Source organism: Lawsonia intracellularis PHE/MN1-00, from assembly GCF_000055945.1.
GTDB classification, from domain to species: Bacteria; Desulfobacterota; Desulfovibrionia; order Desulfovibrionales; family Desulfovibrionaceae; genus Bilophila; species Bilophila intracellularis.
This window is the reverse complement of the sequence record NC_008011.1, coordinates 562,257-580,593: the sequence shown is the minus strand read 5'-3', so window position 1 is coordinate 580,593 and position 18,337 is coordinate 562,257. Positions and strand designations below refer to the sequence as shown.

Sequence of the window (18,337 nt, the reverse complement as noted above, 5' to 3'; positions counted from 1 at the left end):
TAAAAAGAGAAATATAATATGTAATAATAAGTTTTATTTCTTAACATATAAGTATTTTTATTATTATTTTTAATATATATTATTTAAGTTACATGATATATATAGTTAAGATGTCTAAAATTAGAACTAGTATATGATATATTTTTTATACATTAATATAGAACTAATTTTAAAAAGCTTTAAAGTTCTCTTTAAAGTAGTAGGATTAGTTATATAACATTATCCTACTATAACGTATAATTTTTTATAGATAAAGGAAGTTATTATGCTAGAACCTTTTTCTCCAATAAAGACATTTCCTATTCCAGCAGCATATTTGGGTATGGTTCTTGGTATTTCAGGTATGGGAACAGCATGGCGTATAGCTGCAAAAATATGGCAGATATCCACTTTGTGGGGAGAATGTCTAATGTTACTTGCAGGGGTTGTCTGGTTAGTATTAGCTATAATATATATTACTAAATGGATTTGGTATCGTCCAGCAGCATTGGCAGAAGTGAATGATCCTATCCAATGTTGTTATATTAGTTTATTTCCAGCTACAACTATGTTAATAGGTGCAGGGATATATCCGTATTTTCATACAGTAGCGCTGTGGTTTGTAGTCGTTGGGACTATAGGACAGTTAGGTTTTGCTGCATATCGTAGTGCTGGTCTCTGGCGTGGACTTCATTCTTAAGAGGCAACAACACCAGGTGTATACCTTCCAACAGTTTCTGGTAATTTAATTAGTGCTATTTGTTTGGGAGTATTAGGATATAAGGAGTGGGGAATATTGTTTTTTGGTGCAGGTATATTTTCATGGTTGAGTTTAGAGAGTGTTATCTTGCAACGCCTTCGTACAATGGGAGCATTACCTAATCCCCTCCGACCATCAATTGGTATTCAACTTGCTCCACCACTAGTTGCTTGTGAAGCATATCTTTTTGTGAATGGAGGACATACAGATATATTTTCTCAAATTTTGTTTGGATATGGTTTATTACAGCTGATCTTTTTACTATGGCTATTATTGTGGACTTTTGAACAACCTTTTTCTGTATCTTTTTGGGCGTTTTCATTTGGTGTTTCAGCTCTTTCTGTTTCATCTTTGCATTTTTTTATAGAGAATCCTGAAAGTGTCGTTGGGCAAATGGCAATACCAATTTTTATTTTTTCTAATGGTGTCATTGCACTTTTGATTCTTGGGACATTGTTACGTATAATTCAGGGTAAATTTTTATTGTCTACACCAGTAGCATCAAAGTAAAGTAAGATATAGAAAAAATAAGATACACTCTAACTATAGAATATTCTATGCAGTCTTTTTTAAAAGGTATCCTATACGTATAATAATCGTATAATTATCAAAATAGAATGGTTATATAGAGCTATTTAAATAGAGATACAACTATAGCCCTTTACCTATAGTTGTTAAGGTATTTATTTCTTTATATGATAGTCATTCTTATTGTAGATCTAAAGTAATTTTTAATAGTGTCCTTTCTTTTGAAAGATTAACTTTTATTATGATATCATATTTATATAGAAAAATGAATAAGTTTTATAGAGTAAGTATTTTATTCTTTAGAGATAAATAAGATTTTTTGTTTTGTACTATCAGTATGAGTAGTACTATCATGGTGGTTATCTAGTTCCCATAAATCTTCATCATCTTCAAAGTTGAAACACGCCTTATAAGGTTTACTGAATATTGTCTCAGTTATAGCTCTTTTTATTGCATAATAACAATTGATACATGCACAAGATATGGCTCCCAATGCAGCTAAAAATCCTGAAACTATACAGGAAGCACCTTGACCCATAGCTGTTTTATATCTTCTCCAAAAAGAATTTTGAATTTTTACGTTAGCAGAATCTTCTAAGATTACAAGTAGAGAAGCTGATGAAGGACTAGTTAATACCTTATAGATATTATTCATGATAGACACCTTATTGATAGTTTTATTTTACTTGATGTACAGCTGTATTAAATTGGATATACAGTAAAGTATGTATATTCAAGGAGTATAGTGGGGGTCTTAATGGAATACTTTATTACATACTAATACCTACTGGTATTATTGATAGAGTATTTCTGTAAGAGATGAGTAACATGTTCTTTTTCACAGAACATATATAAATATATATTCATTTTTTATTAACTAGCAATAGACTAATAAAGCTTTTTTTATTGTATACTTTGAAAGTCAACTTTAGGTGGATGTAACTATAGGATTATAAATGGTAGATAAGCTTATCTTTATAACAAACTTTATTTTATGTTGAATGTCGTTACATCTTGACCCTTTCTTGTTATTCTTATGATTTTGTCTGCTGAAGCGCTCAAAATACTTTCCACCAGCGGTCTTCCCACTCTGTCAGTTTGTGGATTTTATACAAAAACTATCAGGAGAGTGTTATGTCTCAATCAATTCTGACTTCAGAGTCTTCTTTACATCCATCCATTCTAGATTTTAACACATTAGTAGGAAAGCTAGAAGAAACAGCTCAAGTATTGCTTGCTGTTAGTCAAACTATACAATCTGCTGCTTCTAATCCTAGAGAATATACTCCAACAGAAAAGAGGGCAGTAGAATATTGTATCTACCAGCTGCCTGGATTCATTGTTGAGGAAGAGCAGGAGATGCTTTGTCTGTATAAAACAAGTAGTTGGCAGGAAATGTTTGAGTAAACTTATTGTAAATTCAGTATGTTATAAATATTGATGCAATATTTTGATACAGAATAAAAGATAGATGGTTATTTATTGAATCAGATTGCAGAAACAATGTTGGAGCCACCGTTGGGTATGTTTGATCGTCTTTGCTTATTGGTTGTGGACTTTGATTTACAATCAAAAGCGTAAAACATAGGCCTAGAGTTATCTCCAGGCCATTTTTATTCAAAATGATCATCATATACTGGGGAGTATTGGACAAAAAGTGGGACAGCGACCATTGAATTTATTTATTTGTAATTATTGATTTTTTATTGATCACTATTTTTAAGTTACCCCTAAAATTACCCCTATATTTAATTTCATACTATTATTAGTTAGAATGTTACCTATCATTTTTATGTAAAAAGTAGAGATAAGATGCTTATGGTTATAAGAAAAGCTTTATTCTTCCTTTCTAGCTGACAACTTTCAATCTTTTTAAAAGAGCTAACTAGTCTATGTTTTGTGAATCTAAGAGGACGCAGTGTTATTAGACTTGCTAGTGTATAGATTATCTTGAAAGGGAAGATTAAGGATAAAATTGTTGTTAAAATTTTCAATAACAAAAATAGGTATTATTTAATCTTTACAATAAGTTGTTTTGAGGAAAGCCTTTAGCTATACGATTATGAGTTACTATAGATTGATAGGTACTAACTTAGTATATTTGTTAATAATACTTATTTTTTTTTATCCTTCACCTGTTGTATCGCAAGGTTCAATAGAATTACCTCCTATTGAGGCCTTTATTGCAAAATGGGCGCCTTCTGGAGGAAGTGAATTAGGCTCTTCGCAATCTTTTTTACTTGAACTTTGTGATCTCCTTGAGATTTCACGTCCTGAATCACCTAGAGCTACACTTGTTGATAACACATATCTATTTGAAATGCCTGTTATTTTAACAGACAAAAATGGAAAAATAACAACAGGAAGGATCGACTTGTACAAACGTGGTTGTTTTATTTGGGAAAGTAAACAAGGTAGCTATAAATCAACATCTCAAAATAAAGGTCTCCACAGACGTGGAACAGCTATTAGAGGTACCCATGCTTGGGATGCTGCTATGATTGCTGCTCGAATCCAAGCCGAAAGGTATGCCTATGCTCTTCCTGCTAAAGAAGGACATCCTCCATTTATCATTGTTGCTGATATTGGTCATACAATACAAGTCTATGCTGATTTTAATGATACAGGATTCTATGCTCCATATCCATCAGCAAGAGAAAACACTATCCTCCTTGAAGATCTAAGAAAGCCTGAAATACGTGAACGTCTTAGAAAGATTTGGACGGATCCTCTTTCATTAAACCCTTCAAGAGAAAATGAAAAAGTTACCTATCAGCTTGTGTTAACATTATCTGACTTAGCTCAATCCTTAGAAAATGAAGGACATGACCCAGATGTTGTGGCATTATTTATTATGAGACTCATTTTCACATTATTTGCTGAGGATTGTGGCTTACTACCTTTTAATTCTTACACACAATTATTGGCTAGACTTGAAAAGACTCCAGAACAATTTGCATCAGCTACTACAGACGTATGGAAAGCTATGAAGACAGGAGGAAACTCAACAGCTTTGGGTAAACAAGTAGTATGCTTCCATGGCCATTTATTTGAAGACGCTGAGGCATTACCTTTAAATAAAGAACAATTAGCTATAATCTATAAAGCAGCTAAAGCTAATTGGAGTGGCGTTGAAACAAGTATCTTTGGTACATTATTAGAACGTGCCTTATCTCCAAAAGATAGGTACAAGCTAGGTGCCCATTATACACCAACAGCCTATGTTGAACGTTTGGTTATTCCGACAGTGGTTGATCCTGTTAGAGAAGATTGGGAAAATGTAAAACTCTTAGCCTTATCTCATGTTGTCAAAGGGAGTCATAAAGAAGCCATTCAAGAAATAGAAGTTTTCCATAAACGATTAAGTGAAACCATTGTTCTTGATCCATCGTGTGGAAGTGGGAATTTTTTAGCTGTTTCTATGAATGTATTAAAAGATATTGAGGGTGAGGTAGTACAATCCCTTAAAGACTTAGGGTTATCTGAAAATGAGATACAAAAGAAAGGCTACTCTATAACACCAAAACAGTTTAAAGGTATTGAGTATAATCCTCGTGCTGCATTTATATCTGAGCTTGTGGTATGGATAAGTTACTTACAAAGACATTATAAAGTATATGGGAATGTCCAACCACCAGAACCGATTATGGATAACATCCAATTCATAGAATGTAGGGACGCTATTCTTACATGGGATTCTATCAAAAAAGGAAAAGATTCATTAGGAAATATTCAAGAAACATATATAAATCCTAGACCAGCAGATCCTTGGCCTAAAGCAGACTTTATTGTTGGGAATCCTCCTTTTATCGGTAATAATCGTATAAGATCTGCACTAGGAGACGGCTATGTTGAAGCATTACGTTCTGCTTATCCAATGTTACCAAAGAATATAGACTATGTGATGTATTGGTGGCATCGTTCGGCATTGTTACTTAGGGAGAACAAAGTACGCCAATTTGGATTTATAACAACAAACAGTATTAAAAATCCGTCTAATAGAAAAATAGTTGAGTCTTATCTAGAGAATAAGCCTCAACTATCAATAGTGATGGCTATACCTGATCATCCTTGGACTGGAGCAAAAGATGCTGCTCGAGTTCGTATTGCTATGACAACCTGCTCTTTAGGTGATAAACAAGGTATATTATATACATCCATACATGAGAAACAACAAGATGGCTTTGTAGAGGTTACTTTTAATAGCTCACAAGGGAAAATACATGCTAATCTTTCTGTTGATGTTGATACTACAAAACTTGTACCTTTAAAGGCTAATAAAGGCATAGCATGGTCAGGTGTCAGTATTAGAGGAAAACACTTTATTATTACACTAGATGAGGCAAAAAAATTAGGATTAGGAACAATCCCAGGGTTAGAAAAGTATATTAAACCCTATATGAAAGGTAGAGATTTAGCAGGGATATCAAAGAATACATATGTCATAGATTTATTTGGACTAAGTATTAATGAAGTCCAACAGAACTATCCTACTATATATCAATGGATTGCTACTAAAGTAAAACCTATTCGGGAAAAGAATAGACTTGCATTTCGTAGGAATCACTGGTGGTTATTTGGATCGCAAGGAATAGGCTTACGAAATGCCATTAATAATTTTAAACAATATATAGCTACTCCAAGAACTGCTGGTAGGAGGTATTTTGCCTTTATAAATAAACTAGTAGTACCTGATGATAGTCTGACTGTTATTGCTAGCGATGATCCATATATTTTAGGGATACTCTCAAGTAAATTCCATAGCGTCTGGTTGACTGTCACAGCCACAAGTCGAGGTCTTAAACCTAATACTAATGACGTATATAATAAAATCTGTTTTGATACTTTTCCATTTCCTCAAGCTACAGAACAGCAAAAGAATCGTATCCGTTCTATTGCCAACATGTTAGATACACACCGTAAAGAAAGACAAAAACAATATCCTTATTTGACACTTACACATATGTATGCTATTATGGAGAAGGTACAACATAATGTTCCATTATCTTCTAAGGAGTCAAAGATAAGCCTTCAAGGAGATATCTATAATTTATTAAGGCTCCATACAGAACTTGATGAAGCTGTGGCTGAAGCCTATGGATGGCCAAAGGATATTAAAACTCATGAAGCATTATCACGATTAATGGAGTTATATAACATACAAGCAGAAGAAGAAAAGGCTGGAATTATACATTGGCTAATCCCTGAGTATCAAAAACAATATGATGGTTTAGTAAGTATAAGTGACTATTCTCAGCTTACATCTATGACTAAACAATTTTTACCTTTATTCGATATGAATATAGAAAAACATATAATAAAAGGAAATCAATATACAAATTGAGTTAATCCTACCTGGTTTCTATATTCACGATAGTATCAATAGTAATAGGATGTAAGCCTTTTCCTTTATGTAGAACTGCCTCTAGTAAATGTAGTAGTAATACAATCCTCAATGTTTAAGAACGTAGTTGTAAATAATGTTTCTGAGGCTTTTCCTTCAAAAGATATTTGAACCTCAAAGGCTATCTTATTAAACCATTCTATCTACACTGTTTAGCATCATTTTATCCTGCTCCAATCTGAAAGACTAACTAATAAAAAAGTCCACTATTATTGGAAAACTTACTTTGTTTTTTGTGGTGTAAGCTTTTTAATAAAAATATTATTTAAGGGCATATAGAATTTTGTTTAATCCTTACTATACATATAAAAAGTAAACCTTGGGGGGGGGGGGGAGTAACTTTATTTTTTCATTTCCTGTAAAGTTAACCCCAAAAACTTGTAATATGTCAATGGATTTTATTAGATGTTGTTAGATAGATCTTTTCTAAAAAATCAATATTTTTAAATTGTTACGTATTTATTTGGATGTCTCTGGATAAAAAAATGGTGGAGACGGCGGGAATCGAACCCGCGTCCGAGAAAGTTCCACACAAAGTATCTACAGGTTTAGGCTAAGTTTACATCTTATTTTGATTCTAGCCCTTAGCCAGGCAGATCAAAACAAGTTTACTGTAATAATTTCGCAGACTATCCAGTAAACACAATAGGCTGCTAGCCTGATGATTGTCGCCGCACCAGCTTATCAGACATCAGCAGGATTGACGTGGCTATTTAAATAGCCAGGTACGCTATTACTTATGCAGCAAGAGCGTAGTCGTAATTGTTGTTTGCAATTACATTGTTGCCGCTTTTTACGAGGCCAGCGGCGCCTCGACCTGCCACTTTGGTTTCCACATCCCCGTCGAAACCAGTGCGTCCCCCTTGTTTATTATAATAACTAGAATAGTAAGTTAGTAAAATTTTACTAATGTTAATTTACTAATGTTAATCGGTAGGAGTATATGTTTTTTTATAGAAAAACAAGATAGCTATTCTTTGTATTTTAACCTTTTCTTATGGTTGTAACTTTCTGATTTTTTTAGGTATTGGCAATGTCATGCTATCACTATATACTATAATATAATTATATACTATAGATATAATTTTGAGAAATGTTAATCTATTACTATGGTAGATATATCTTCAATAAAATTTTTTTGAACTATAGATAGAAGTGTGGGAGGATAGTAACTTGGTTAGACAGTTTTTGTGTATTAACAGTATGTTACCATAGTAATTAAAAGGGTAAAGAGACATTATAATATGACACGAATTCTCTCACTATTGAGTATAGGCGCTTGGTTTTTACTTTTATGGCCTTTTCCAGTTACTACATTTTTAGCTACAAGTATGGCTTGTGTTTCATATCCATATTTTCTTAAGCTTACTCAGAAAATTTCTCGATATTGGGCAATTGTAATTTACACTATATGTCTTAGCCTATTAATTTTATTACCTTTAATAATAACGATATCTCTTATTGTCCCTCAGGCTGTAGCAGGGTTAAAAATTCTTGACCAATTACGTGAACCTGGTTTTTTACAGAGTATTAATGCTGATCAAATGTTAGATTCTATTGATAGGTGGTTAAAAGAAATTCCTGGTCTTGAAGGTGGGGTTAAACAGTTGGCAAGCAGCATAGCAGGTATTGTAGGGTCAGTAACAAGGTCTGTGTTAGCTGGTGGTTTAGGAATCGCAGGTGGAGCTTTTCATGCAGTATTAACTATATTTATATTTATTATGGTTACTGTATTATGTATTACAAATGCAGAATTACTTTATACTATGATTCGTATTACTTCTAATTTTTCTTATGAAGTACTTAATCGATTTATTGTAACAATAAGAAATGCTATTTTTGGTGTATTAGTAGGTATAGTTTTAGTTTCTATAATACAAGGATTTCTATGTGGTATTGGCTTTGCTGTGGCTAATGTTCCACAGCCTGCTTTTTGGGGACTCATTACAGCTTTTGTAGCACCAATCCCTTTTGTGGGTACGTCATTAGTCTGGATACCTGTATGTATTTGGCTTTGGCTTCAAGGTGAGACTGTAGCTATGGTTGCCATGATTATTTGGTGTGTTATTGTTGTTGCAGGCGTTGATAACTTATTAAGGCCGTTTTTTTTGAAAACAGGTATAGATGCAACACTTATTGCTCTTATTTTATCTATTTTGTGTGGTCTTGCAGCGTTTGGACCTGTTGGAATAGTAGCAGGACCTATTCTTGTAGCAATAGCTATACAGGCATCAAAAGAAAGTTTACAAGCACTACAAATAACAGATAGAAGTTGTAATAAATAGAAATGTTTTTATATTACTTAGTGACTAAATTTAGATACGTATTTTTGCATACACAGTTGCAGGCATTATACGAGAATATATTTCTAATCGCCAACGTAACCAGTTCCATCCTTTATTTCTGACTTTAAAACGATTAATAGCCGTATATTTTTTTGATGGATTTGCTCCCATAGAAGTTTTATAAAAATATGAAAAGCCAAAATTTTTCCCAATACGTTGAGCAATAATTGAACTTTCACCCCATGGCCAACAGAATGATTGCACATTATGTCCTAGTTCTTTTTCAAGAGTATTTTTACATTGTTCAAAGTCTGAAATAAGACGTTTTTGCTGTTGTCCCCATGTTTCAAAACTTCCAAGAGAGTTAGAGGAAAGTGTTTGAATTTTTTGTTTCAGGCTTGTTATATTATGAGGTTGTTGAAAGTATTCATAGGCTTGTTGTTTTTGTTGTGGTACATGATAGGTAATAAGTTCAGTAAGTTTATTCGAAGGAATAAATGCCTTACAGTGTAAGGCAGATTTTTCTTTAAAACATGGCATTCCCCATACTATAGGAGCATCAATTTTATAGAATGTTCTATGCTGATCTGAAGGAATATATATATCTTTCCATGTGTTATTAGCAAAAACAGAAAGGTGATGGGCAGAGTGAGCACCAATGCTAATTACACCACTTTTTTCCATTATACGACATTCTTCCCATGAAAGAAATACATCTTGTCTTTTTTTGAGTCCAAGTTTTGTTTGTTTTATAGGCATATCTACAAGTTCATAAAGAACCTTATTAGAAATAGATTTATCCCAGACGTCAAAAAGTGTAGGTCTAACAATTTGTTCAGATAGAATACGTTCAGTAACAGTAAAAATGACACCACTATGTTCATATTTTTTTAATATTGGCCATGCATAGACAAAGTTATCTAAAAAACCATCATCAAATGTAATGAGCACAGATTTAGGAGGAAGTTTTTCTCCTTTTAGAAAAAAAGATTCAGCTTCTTGAAGAGTTATTCCTCTCCAACCATTTTCTGCCATTCCTTGACAATGTTTTTCAAAATTATGAGGAGATACGCTTATTGAGCTAGGATAATTGGATATATAATGATACATTAATACAGGGAGGCTTTGAGTCATAATATGCTCTATATACTCTATTACCAATGAATGGAAATTACATTTCTTTTTTTGTTGTAGTACTGGGTGGTTGAGGTTTTTTTGTCCAGTGGTGTGTTGGTATAATAAATTGCATAGGATCTACAGGGATATTATTTACACGGACTTCAAAATGTAAATGAGGAGCAGTTGCTCTACCTGTTCTTCCAAGTTTTCCAATACATTGTCCTTGATAAACTTCTACACCTTTTTTGACATGTAATCTATCAAGATGAGCATATCGTAATATTACACCATTTCCAATGTCTAAATCAATTGTAAGACCATATGAGCCTCTACGTCCACAGAAAACGACAGTTCCATTAGCTGAAGCTATAATTTTGTCCCCTCGCTTTCCAGATATATCTATCCCGGTGTGCAGAAGTTGTCTTCTTTTTATGGGATGACTACGCATTCCAAATTCAGAAGAAATATGTTTCCCTTGTGTAGGTTTGATAAGACTAATTTTAGGTAGTTCTGTCTTTGAGGTGGTATTATCTTGACTTTCTATGGGTTGTGAGAGGAGTTCATTTGATTGAAGTGATTTTTCTTTAGTTCCACAAGCAGGTAGTAATAAAAAAACTAAATTAAGAGTTAGCCAAAAAGTAGAGTAAGAACGGGTAAATAATGGCATACTGTCTCCAAGATATACAATATGTAATTCTAAATAATAGAAATAAATATCAGAGGATACAATATTGTACAATGATAGTCATGCAATAAATTTACATTGGAAACAAAAAATAATTGGTTTCAATTCATACAATGTAGTTAAACCCATAACACTCTTTTTAATAAGGGTAAATATTATTTATTTTTTTAGAGCATAGATACTTCTTTCAATATTTTAAAGGAGATACAATTAAGATCCAATTTTTATAAGGTAATTCATACTAGTTATCCTTAATATAGTTTAGCATAGTAAGGGTAGGGGGAATAAGTAAAAAGTATGAATTATAGCTTGAATATATCTTGGAAGATAGAGTCATTATTTAGTTAGAGGTGTAACTAGTAGTGTAATGTGATACTAATATGTGATAATTATAAAAAGTAACATGTTAAAAGTAAAAAAATTTTTAATAACTGCACGATAATTGTGTAACTTGTTACTAAAAAAACGTAATGGTTTTGTAAGCTTCCATGAGCGGGAATTATAACATGAAGTTAGTTCTTCTCTAAGATTTTTATTTTCTTCTGAGAGAGAACATAGGTCTGTCTTTAATGATTGAATCATGGAGAGGGGCATATTAGGAATAACTGACAACTCAGCATGGATCATAGTTTCCCATGGACAATCTACTCCTAGATAACATGTAACTTTATTTTCTGTATCTTCCCATGCTGCATGAATAGAGTCCATTGATATTGGTTTATATAGTATGCAAATAGTTTGATGAAGTAGGGGAATAATCTTCAAAGGGACATTAGTTGCAGGAGGAGCAACTTGACCTATACGGATGAATGTTGATGATAGTGTTCGTACAAGCATTGTTAATAAAGGGATAGATTGTATGCTTGTCCACTCTATATCTATAGGATTGATAGCACCATCTTTATCAAGGACAACATTAAAAGGTGCTATATCTTGTAGTTCGGCTGGTAAATCAGTTGTACCAGGAATACATTGTGAACAAAGCCAACTAAACCAAGGTTGTAATACAGCTGCAATTTGTTCAATTGTCCAGTTATATTTTACCATAAGCTGTCTCACTTTTTCTATAAGGAGTTCTCCTTTTATGTAAGGTTCTTCTTCTAATAGTTGTGAAAAGATAGCATTAGGCTTTTGTAAGCCTGGTATTAAGTGTCGGCGTAATACTTGTATACCATCATCTGAACGAATAAATTGAGTTTCTTTGGCGTATTGTTTTTGAATGAATGTTCCATAATGTGAAGCTAGAATATTTTTGGGCCAGCTATGTATAGTTTTATCTGATTCATAAGTTTTCCATGCAATAAAGCATAGAGAGTCAGCCATGTTAGCTAACATATTAGTATTACAGATACCCTTCCAAACTTGTTGAATATTAAAAAGGGGTTTTTCTTCAAATGATCTAGAGGAAGCAGCAATTAGTGGTGCACGTTGAAATTCTTTTTCCTCTGCTACAATACCTTCTGGGTGTAAAACAGTAGTTGGAAGTTTATAGTCAGGTAAAGGGATAAACTGTTGGAGTTGTGAAAAGCCAGTTTGGATAAGAAGATCTTCTAATTCTTTACGGTTGAATGTAACTATACCATCTGAAGTATATCCATCCATAACACCAGTCCATGATGTTCCTAGATGTTCTTCAGGAATACCTGCAATATATTTGAGTCCAAGTTTGTTTTCAATAGCAATAATAAGAGCACCACCTGGTTTAAGAAAAGAGCAAGCTTTTTTTAATAGACGAGTTTCTGCATATTCTCCACCAAAAAGACGAGCATATTCTAATACACCAATAAGTGTTACAATATCAAAAGACCCAATTTTAGGAGACAGATCATAAATAGAGTCAGATATGATAGTTATATTAGTTAAGTCTTGGCAGCGTAACGCAGTAATTGATGCACGACGTTGACTTCCTTCTACAGAGCATACATGTGCACATGTTTCTGCAAGGTAGCGAGTTATTCCTCCACAACCACAACCTAACTCTAATACAGTGGCATCTTTTAACAATGTTTTTTCAATTGGGCGTAATAAGTTGGCTCTGGAGGCAGATAAATGATAGGTAGTGGCCCAATCTTTTTGGAAAGTTTGTAGTTCATCAGAGAGGATACTTTTATCTTCCACTTGTTTTAGTATGGTATACAACCTATCTTCTATTTCATCTCCATCAGAATAATTAAATATTTTTGGAGTGTCACACTGCCAAATATTCAATTCAGCTTGATAATTATATAGTTGTGATAAGACATTATACATGCTTAATCCCTGAATTCCTAATTATCATATTTAAATTACTAAGACCAAAAAAGTTTGCAGGGCCATGCACAGTTAAAAGAAGAGAGTCATACCGTCTATCAAGAGGTACAGTATCTTTTTCCATTACAGCAACACCAAATGAGAAAAAGTAGTCTCCTGGTGCTAAATTGCAATGCATAGTAAAAGTAACAAATGTTATGGATCCAGCAGAAACATGGTCATATAATATTTCAGAACCTGTTAGCTCTGTATTTGAGCCATATACAATAATACCATCATGTGTTTTTATGGTACACCCAAAAATAGGTCTAATAATGGATGTGTGAAATACTGTTTTTAGTTGAATAGATAAGTAGTCACCAGGCTGAACATTATTTATATTTCCAGATGAGGTAATATGAATATCTGAAATAGTTGCACGACCATCTCCCCATCGGTATTCATAAGGATTATACCAGGGATGTAATGAGTAAGGGTCGTTAAGTTTTTCTTTATCTTTTAGGTCATAATTAGTAGTAAGCTCAGTTGGTTTTTCTGTAACGGTGCTTATGCTCTCAGGGAGAGTAACATTTGCTTTTATTGTGTTGCTTAATTTATCATTACGATTAAATAAAATATCCATATAGCGATTAACTACATTGCGTGGTTCTCCATCCATAATGAGTTGACCGTTTCCAAGTAGTAATGCTCTACTACAGTGTGCTACAATTTGATCGCTAGAGTGTGAAACAAAAATGAAAGTTACCCCTTGTTGTTTTAATTCTTCAATACGTTGAAAGCATAAACGTTGGAAACGTACATCTCCTACAGCTAATGCTTCATCTATAATCAAGATATCTGGGTTACCTTGAATAGCAGTAGCAAATGCTAATCGTATAAACATTCCACTTGAGTAAAGTTTTACAGGTTGATGGATATACTCTCCAATATCAGCAAACTGGATAATTTCTGCAAGGTAAGAGTCTATCTCTTGTTTTGTTTGTCCATGAAGTGCTCCTTGAAAATAGATATTTTCAAGACCTGTTCTTTCCGGATGAAAACCTGCACCAAGTTCTAGTAAAGCAGATACTTTTCCTTTTACGGATATTTCCCCGGAAGAGGGTGTAAGTACACCTGTTAATAGTTTTAAAAGAGTTGATTTGCCTGAACCATTAATACCCATTATACCAATACTTTCATTTTTATAAATTGAAAATGAGATAGAATTAAGTGCATGAAAAAGTGTATGACGCTGTTTTCTAAAAGGATCAAAAAGTTCAAGAAGATGATCCTGTTTTTTGGTATATAGTGGGTATGACTTACAAAGTTGTTTTACAGTAATAATAGGATCTATTTTGCTTTTGTTAGACATGAAAAACAAGTTCCAATTTACTTGGCGGGTTAACTAATATTATCCTATTGAGAGTTGATGTAATATATTAAAGAAAATATTTTTTTATAACAAGAAAATATATGTCATATATTATAGTATAAAATAGGAAAAAATGCAAAATTCTTTATAGTAAAAAGAGTAACATAACGAAATAATTCGTTAATAGTATTAATTCAAAAGTATTAGTAGTTGAGAAGGGGGTATACAAAATTAATGATAGTACTTTGCCATGCATTTATAGTAATAAAATAATAAAAAGTTAATTATTTTAATATATTATTATTATTATTCCTTACTAGATATAACTAGCGGATAATAACAGTTATACACATTTTTTATAAGTAGTTAGAAGGAACTATGTGTAGATAAAGAAAAAGTAGAAAATGTTGAATTAATATTTATAGTATTTATGATAGTAGTATAGGGGTGGATATGGCTGGGCTGCAAGGACTTGAACCTTGATTAACGGAGTCAGAATCCGCTGTCCTGCCATTGAACGACAGCCCAATTATTATATGTATGAGTTAGACAAGAGTCATTTGGTTGTCAATATATCTCTATATTGTATTTTTCATTAATACAGCTAATTTTTAAGTTAGTGGATGATATATATATATATCCTGAAATAGTTGTTAATAAATCTATTCTGTTTGTGATATGTACAAGTAAAACCACTAACCTATTTTTTAAATTGACTTTTTTTAAAACTATAACTAAAATTTTTGGTTAGTATAATAAATTGTATTGTAATGAAATAATTTTTTTATTTTATATTAATATACTACTAGTAGAATGGTAATTATTAATTTATAGTTAAAGTTTTTATTTATTATATTTAAATAAAAAAGGGTGTTAAGGTTAAAAGAAAGTTAAATAAATAAAAGAGAGTTAGTTGTAATAGCTATGAAAAAAGTTTTTTATATCAGTATACATTTAGTAGTTTTTTGGGGATGTATAGTTTTTTTTATACCACCAAATTTTGCTAATGCACAAAAAAGCATAAAAGGTAAGTCTATGGAGGAATCTCTTAACAATGTAGAAGCAGTAAAAATATTAGAAGAAGGTTTTCGTCGTTTTCAAAAGCTTCACTTTTGTAATCCTGACTCACCATATAAAAAAGAATTGAGTGAAGGACAACAACCTAGAGTTCTTTTTATTTCTTGTAGTGACTCAAGGGTTGATCCTGCTATTCTTACAGAAGCTAAGCCTGGAGATTTATTTGTAGTTCGTAATATATCTAATTTGGTCCCTCCATGTACTAAAGAGGATGGAAGTTATCATGGTGTCACTTCTGCAATCGAGTATGCTGTAGAGCACTTGCATGTAGATACAATTATTATTATGGGACATGCAAAATGTGGAGGAATTCATAGTTTATTGTTACCAGGAAGCTATACTGGAAAAAGTTTCATTGATAGATGGATGAGTATTGCTAAGCCTGCTAAGATACTTGCTGAGAAGAAATTTCCTAATGCTCCTTTTGAAGTTAGACAAAAAGCATGTGAACAGTTTAGTGTTGTAAATTCTATGAATAATATTTTGACATTCCCATGGGTTAAAGAGGCTGTAAAAAAATCAAACCTCAAAGTTTATGGTTGGTATTTTGATATTGTATCAGGTGAGTTATTACAATATGATCCTATAAAGAAAGAGTTTTTTGTTTTAGTTCCTTCTTGCTAACCATAAAAATATTAATTTATAATGTTACTAACTTTTTTAACTGATAACTATATGAATATTTAACATTAGTTAGCCTTAGCTATATAAACATTAGGAATATATGAAGGTAATTGTTACTGGTGGAGCTGGCTATATTGGAAGTCATACATGTAAAGAATTAGCACGTCAGGGATATAATCCTATTGTATATGATAATTTGTCTACAGGTCATAAGTCCCTTGTTCAGTGGGGTGAGTTTGAATATGGAGATATTTTAGATCTTTCTAGATTACAGTCTGTTTTTCATAAGCATAAACCAGATGGCGTGATCCATTTTGCGGCAAAATCTATTGTTAGTGAGTCTGTGAGCAATCCTGGGTATTATTTTCGTAATAATGTTACAGGTACACTGAATCTTCTAGAAACAATATACAATAGTAAAGTTAAGTATATTGTTGTTTCTGGAACATGTGCAGTTTATGGGCAACCAGAACAAATGCCTATTCATGAAGATATGCCAAAGCTCCCTGTAACTACTTATGGAGTAAGTAAGCTTGTTATGGAATCTATGCTGAAGTCTTTTGAAGCAGCATACGGTCTTTCTTGGGTTTCACTACGATACTTTAATGCCGCAGGTTGTGATCTAGATGGGGAAACAGGAGAGTGGCATGAACCTGAAACACATTTAATTCCTTTAATATTAAAAACTATTACAAGTAATACTCCATTAACTATTTTTGGGGATAACTACCCAACTGAAGATGGTACATGTGTCCGAGATTACATTCATGTTTGTGATCTTGCACGTGCACACGTGTTGGCTTTAAATTATTTAGCTAAAGGTGAAACCTCAGAGGCCATAAATCTTGGTACTGGAAGTGGTTTTTCAGTAAGGCAGATTATTGATAGTGTTGAAAGGATTACAGGTAGGTCAGTTCCATATAGACTGGGCCAGCGTAGAGAAGGTGATCCTCCATGTTTAATCTCAAGTAATCAAAAAGCAGCCTCCTTACTTGGATGGAGGCCACAATATTCAAATATTGATCAAATTATTGCAAGTGCATGGAATTGGCACTCCAACTTTTGTAACACCACTTTTTATAACAATAGGTAGATAGTATAAAAGTTGGTGGTAGTTATTCCTTAGTCTACTATATGTTTGTTTTTTCTTATAGAGAATGGTTTTTTCATAAAGTATGTTATAGCCCAGGTAACAGCAAGAATATATAGTCCTGAGAACATAGCTCCTATTGCATTCCATGGTGAGTTTGCAGACAGAGAAAGCCTCATAATTAATGTTGCTACAACAGAGGAAGAGTGTAAAAAAATGGCACTAAATGTTGGCATAAACCTTTGTGCAACAAGTACAATAAGGATATCTGCAAAGATTAAAACAGTATAGACTGTTTCAAAAAAAGCTACATCTTTTCCTGTAATAAGATGTTGATATGTGTCACGAATTGCTATAACTGTGAGAAGACATAAGAGAAAAAGGGCAACTATTTTTTTTGCATTAATATAACCTAACCGTTCTCTAGGATTATAAATATATTTTGTAAGTTTTGGCATATGTTGATAAAATCCAAGGCATATAAAAATTCCAAGAGATGTGATAGCTGCAAGACAAATTGTATATAGGTGATATGCACTATCATTCATATTAATAGGTTCTGATAAATATGCTAACTCTTTAAATGCATTGCGTAATAAAATCAGTGCCATAATTTCAAGCTGTTTTCCTACAGAGATTGAAAGAGATTGTGAAATACTAAGGACCAAAGCAATAAGTTCAATACATAATATACATGTGAACGCTAAGCTAATAGCTCTAAAATGATTTGTTGGTACTATAATTGATAGATTTTTAGGAAGGTATCCTTCTCGATTAAGTTCTATACTAGCTAGTGCACAGAGAAAGATGACTAAAATAATAATAGAAGATATTTTTTGTGTTTTTGGTGATTGCCAAAAAAAAGCAACTCTGTCGTAAAGATCAATGAGAGGTTCAGTAATAATATGTAAATCCATTATAGTCTCCAAAGGGGGACATTAAATTACATGACTAATAAAAAATAGAGGTTATATTAAAGTATGCATGAAGTAAAAAGGTTAGTACAAAAAATTCTTGAATATCATACTATTATTTATTCTAATACCGCCCTTTTTACATTTTTTATATATTATTTGGGTGTTGTACATCAATTTTTATAAAATATTAAATAAAAAGATTCTACTATATTTTATTTTTTACAAATTAAGAAGTAGTAATAAGAATCTATCAGTTCCTTAAGTAAGT

The 18,337-nt window shown here is 32.5% G+C and carries 11 protein-coding genes, 1 tRNA gene, 1 other RNA gene and 1 pseudogene; 6 read left to right on the top strand and 8 right to left on the bottom strand.

Annotated features, from left to right (window positions below; all coding sequences use genetic code 11):
• Window positions 1–265 precede the first annotated feature (265 nt).
• Window positions 266–1,249: pseudogene (tehA, locus tag LI_RS02605) on the top strand (dicarboxylate transporter/tellurite-resistance protein TehA).
• Window positions 1,250–1,559: 310 nt separating this feature from the next.
• Here tehA and LI_RS02600 read toward each other — a convergent pair.
• Entirely contained in the window at window positions 1,560–1,922 is a 363-nt protein-coding gene (locus LI_RS02600; protein WP_015353739.1) for a hypothetical protein, read from the bottom strand.
• A 479-nt stretch (window positions 1,923–2,401) separates the two neighbouring features.
• On the opposite strand from LI_RS02600, the gene LI_RS02595 reads away from it, so the two are divergent.
• Entirely contained in the window at window positions 2,402–2,674 is a 273-nt protein-coding gene (locus LI_RS02595; protein ID WP_041817041.1) for a hypothetical protein, read from the top strand.
• 694 nt (window positions 2,675–3,368) lie between these two features.
• A complete protein-coding gene (locus LI_RS02590) occupies window positions 3,369–6,611 on the top strand; it encodes a class I SAM-dependent DNA methyltransferase (protein WP_231850145.1) in 3,243 nt (1,080 codons plus the stop codon).
• Window positions 6,612–7,157: 546 nt separating this feature from the next.
• Here the strand turns inward: LI_RS02590 and ssrA are convergent.
• Window positions 7,158–7,533, bottom strand: a transfer-messenger RNA (tmRNA) gene (gene ssrA, locus LI_RS07425).
• Between the two features lie 382 nt (window positions 7,534–7,915).
• Here ssrA and LI_RS02585 point away from each other — a divergent pair.
• Window positions 7,916–8,956, top strand: coding sequence for an AI-2E family transporter (locus LI_RS02585; RefSeq protein WP_011526556.1), 1,041 nt, complete (start codon window positions 7,916–7,918; stop codon window positions 8,954–8,956).
• Window positions 8,957–8,986: 30 nt separating this feature from the next.
• Here the strand turns inward: LI_RS02585 and LI_RS02580 are convergent, their stop codons facing one another.
• The 5 genes from LI_RS02580 to LI_RS02560 form a co-directional block, all read right to left on the bottom strand.
• Window positions 8,987–10,090: a polysaccharide deacetylase family protein gene (locus tag LI_RS02580; RefSeq protein WP_011526555.1), complete on the bottom strand. Its 1,104-nt coding sequence runs from the start codon at window positions 10,088–10,090 to the stop codon at window positions 8,987–8,989.
• A 37-nt stretch (window positions 10,091–10,127) separates the two neighbouring features.
• The gene (locus LI_RS02575) at window positions 10,128–10,742 is read right to left on the bottom strand and encodes a M23 family metallopeptidase (RefSeq protein WP_011526554.1); all 615 of its coding nucleotides are present in this window, start codon (window positions 10,740–10,742) and stop codon (window positions 10,128–10,130) included.
• Window positions 10,743–11,135: 393 nt separating this feature from the next.
• Window positions 11,136–13,010 (bottom strand): class I SAM-dependent methyltransferase, encoded by a 1,875-nt coding sequence (locus tag LI_RS02570; RefSeq protein WP_011526553.1) that lies wholly within the window; start codon window positions 13,008–13,010, stop codon window positions 11,136–11,138.
• Window positions 13,003–14,361, bottom strand: a complete 1,359-nt coding sequence (locus LI_RS02565) for an ABC transporter ATP-binding protein (protein ID WP_011526552.1) — start codon at window positions 14,359–14,361, stop codon at window positions 13,003–13,005. The genes LI_RS02570 and LI_RS02565 overlap by 8 nt, the downstream gene beginning before the upstream one ends.
• Window positions 14,362–14,815: 454 nt before the next feature.
• Window positions 14,816–14,889 (bottom strand) — tRNA-Gln (locus tag LI_RS02560).
• A 396-nt stretch (window positions 14,890–15,285) separates the two neighbouring features.
• Here LI_RS02560 and LI_RS02555 point away from each other — a divergent pair.
• Entirely contained in the window at window positions 15,286–16,062 is a 777-nt protein-coding gene (locus LI_RS02555) for a carbonic anhydrase (RefSeq protein ID WP_011526551.1), read from the top strand.
• 100 nt (window positions 16,063–16,162) lie between these two features.
• Window positions 16,163–17,155 (top strand): UDP-glucose 4-epimerase GalE, encoded by a 993-nt coding sequence (gene galE / locus LI_RS02550; protein WP_011526550.1) that lies wholly within the window; start codon window positions 16,163–16,165, stop codon window positions 17,153–17,155.
• Between the two features lie 29 nt (window positions 17,156–17,184).
• Here the strand turns inward: galE and LI_RS02545 are convergent, their stop codons facing one another.
• Complete coding sequence (locus LI_RS02545) at window positions 17,185–18,069, bottom strand: hypothetical protein (protein ID WP_011526549.1); 885 nt, start codon at window positions 18,067–18,069, stop codon at window positions 17,185–17,187.
• Window positions 18,070–18,337 lie beyond the last annotated feature (268 nt).